This window comes from Endozoicomonas arenosclerae (genome assembly GCF_001562015.1).
GTDB lineage: Bacteria > Pseudomonadota > Gammaproteobacteria > Pseudomonadales > Endozoicomonadaceae > Endozoicomonas_A > Endozoicomonas_A arenosclerae.
This window is the reverse complement of record NZ_LASA01000260.1, coordinates 1-1,872: the sequence shown is the minus strand read 5'-3', so window position 1 is coordinate 1,872 and position 1,872 is coordinate 1. Positions and strand designations below refer to the sequence as shown.

Below are 1,872 nucleotides of genomic sequence, written 5' to 3'. Positions count from 1 at the left end.
CTATGAAAACATGATGACCCCTTACGAAAAGTTCCTGTCACTGAAGGAACCAGAACAGTACCTGAAAGAAGGGATTACACTGGACCAACTAAAGGACAAAGCGGAAGCCATGACCGATAATGAAGCGGCCAGAAAGCTGCAACAAGCCAGAGAAATCCTGTTTCAATTAGTTCATGAGCGACAAGCCGAGGGTTAGGTAGTAGTACCTGCCTTCAGGCTCATTTCAGGATTGGAAAATACTCCAATGGATTAATAACTTTGGTGACATGACCCTTTTCGTCGTACTCAAAACGAGTGATATCTGAAACATCTGTGCGGGGGCCATCTATCGTGGCCAACTGACCGGCACCGTTGGTTCCTTGCGGATGATAGGTATAACGAATCTGCTGTTGCATCGGATCTGCAAACAACAGGGCAGAAAAACTACCCGCCAGAACTATCCCCCAATAATTTTTCAGAAGAAGACTCATAATATAATCCTTTATATATTTACTTCTTGCTGATCTTTAGCAAACACCGGATCAAGATCCAGGTAATTCCTGTTGACCTATTAGGCGTCCTTTCTCATCGTATTGATACTCAATCACTCGCGAGGGCTCAGTGACTTTTACAGGCAACCGGAAGTCCGAATGCCAATCCGTCAGTATGATTCGCTCTTCTGTTGTGCCCTGAGCTTCAGTCTTTTTGATTTCCAGACCCCGATCGTTGTATTTATAAGCAGTCACGATCCCCTTCTCATCCGTCTGGGTGTTGATCTGACCTCGATCGTTATAGGTGTATGAGGAATTACTGGCCGGGCAGTTATGAGAGGACTGCCCCTCAATGCGAACCACTTTACGAATGCCATTGATCACGGTGTAGTGGTACACAGTTTGCTTGCCAAGAGCATTGGTCACTGTGGTGGTACCGTCAGTGTTATAAACGATAGACAACTTCTCAATCTCATTGCCATGGTAGCTTGAAATCGCTCGACCGTGATAATCGTACTTCCAAGTGGCAAAACGCTTTCCCTTCTCGTCAACAATACCTGTCAAGTGACGAGGAAACAGAATATTCTCATAGAAATAAAATTTACTTGAGCTTTGCCCCCGCCAATTACTCTTGACTTGGGTCAGCCGTTTCTGGTCGTCATAGATATAAGTGATTGATCCATCTTCGGTAGTCAAGGACAGAGGTTGAAAATACTCATCATGCGTAAACGTCAAGCTTTGACCTGTATCTATTCGAACTATAATTTGACCACCTTTGTAAGTCAGCGAATAGCCCAGTCCACCTAGACTTTGCCAGCGGAGCAAGCGCCCTGAACTGTCGAATTGATAAATTTCTTCAGTTTCTGACTTGTATGTCCAATCTTTTCCGTTAACTGTCAGTGTCCCTAGTTCGTCTTTATCAACAGTTATCATTACACCGTTTCGAGTAAAAAAAGACTCTCGACCATCACGGTGAACAAGCTTTACTTCTGAATCAACAATAACTAGACGAGTTGAATAGTTATGCTGCCAGTATCCATCTTGACTATTATATATTCTTTGAAAAGGAAGATGAAAAGCCGAGTGACTATAATAATCAGTTTCTACTTGAAATTTATTCCCTGAAGCCGTATTTATTGGATTACCCTGACAACTAAAACTATGGAACCTGCGAATAACCTCTAATTTACTTCCCTTCTTGAATCGAGTTCGAAGTAGGACTGAAATCAGAGGTCTCAACCCCTTATTTGTATGATATTTAGCCACTTTCGTGACTTCAGGGCGGACTAACCCTGTGCCCGGATCATTTGATCCAGTCGAACAATATTCGCCAGGGCAAATAAAGTAGACAGTTTATTGTCATTCTTCTTCAAACCTCGATACCTGGCTTTTATAAATCCAA

3 protein-coding genes and 2 pseudogenes are annotated in these 1,872 nt (G+C 42.9%); 1 reads left to right on the top strand and 4 read right to left on the bottom strand.

The window, feature by feature from the left end; all coding sequences use genetic code 11:
* Positions 1 to 196: hypothetical protein (locus WG89_RS28540; protein WP_062269480.1), on the top strand; the 196-nt coding region annotated here is incomplete at its 5' end.
* Between the two features lie 22 nt (positions 197 to 218).
* On the opposite strand, the gene WG89_RS28535 is transcribed toward WG89_RS28540, so the two are convergent.
* From WG89_RS28535 to WG89_RS32575, 4 genes and pseudogenes are all read right to left on the bottom strand, one after another.
* A complete protein-coding gene (locus tag WG89_RS28535) occupies positions 219 to 470 on the bottom strand; it encodes an RHS repeat protein (protein WP_062271180.1) in 252 nt (83 codons plus the stop codon).
* Positions 471 to 521: 51 nt separating this feature from the next.
* Positions 522 to 1,205, bottom strand: coding sequence for an RHS repeat protein (locus tag WG89_RS28530; RefSeq protein WP_172806960.1), 684 nt, complete (start codon positions 1,203 to 1,205; stop codon positions 522 to 524).
* Between the two features lie 225 nt (positions 1,206 to 1,430).
* Positions 1,431 to 1,736 (bottom strand): annotated as a pseudogene (locus WG89_RS33175) (DUF6531 domain-containing protein); the annotation flags it as partial.
* Between the two features lie 20 nt (positions 1,737 to 1,756).
* A pseudogene (locus WG89_RS32575) lies at positions 1,757 to 1,872 on the bottom strand (IS5/IS1182 family transposase); the annotation flags it as partial.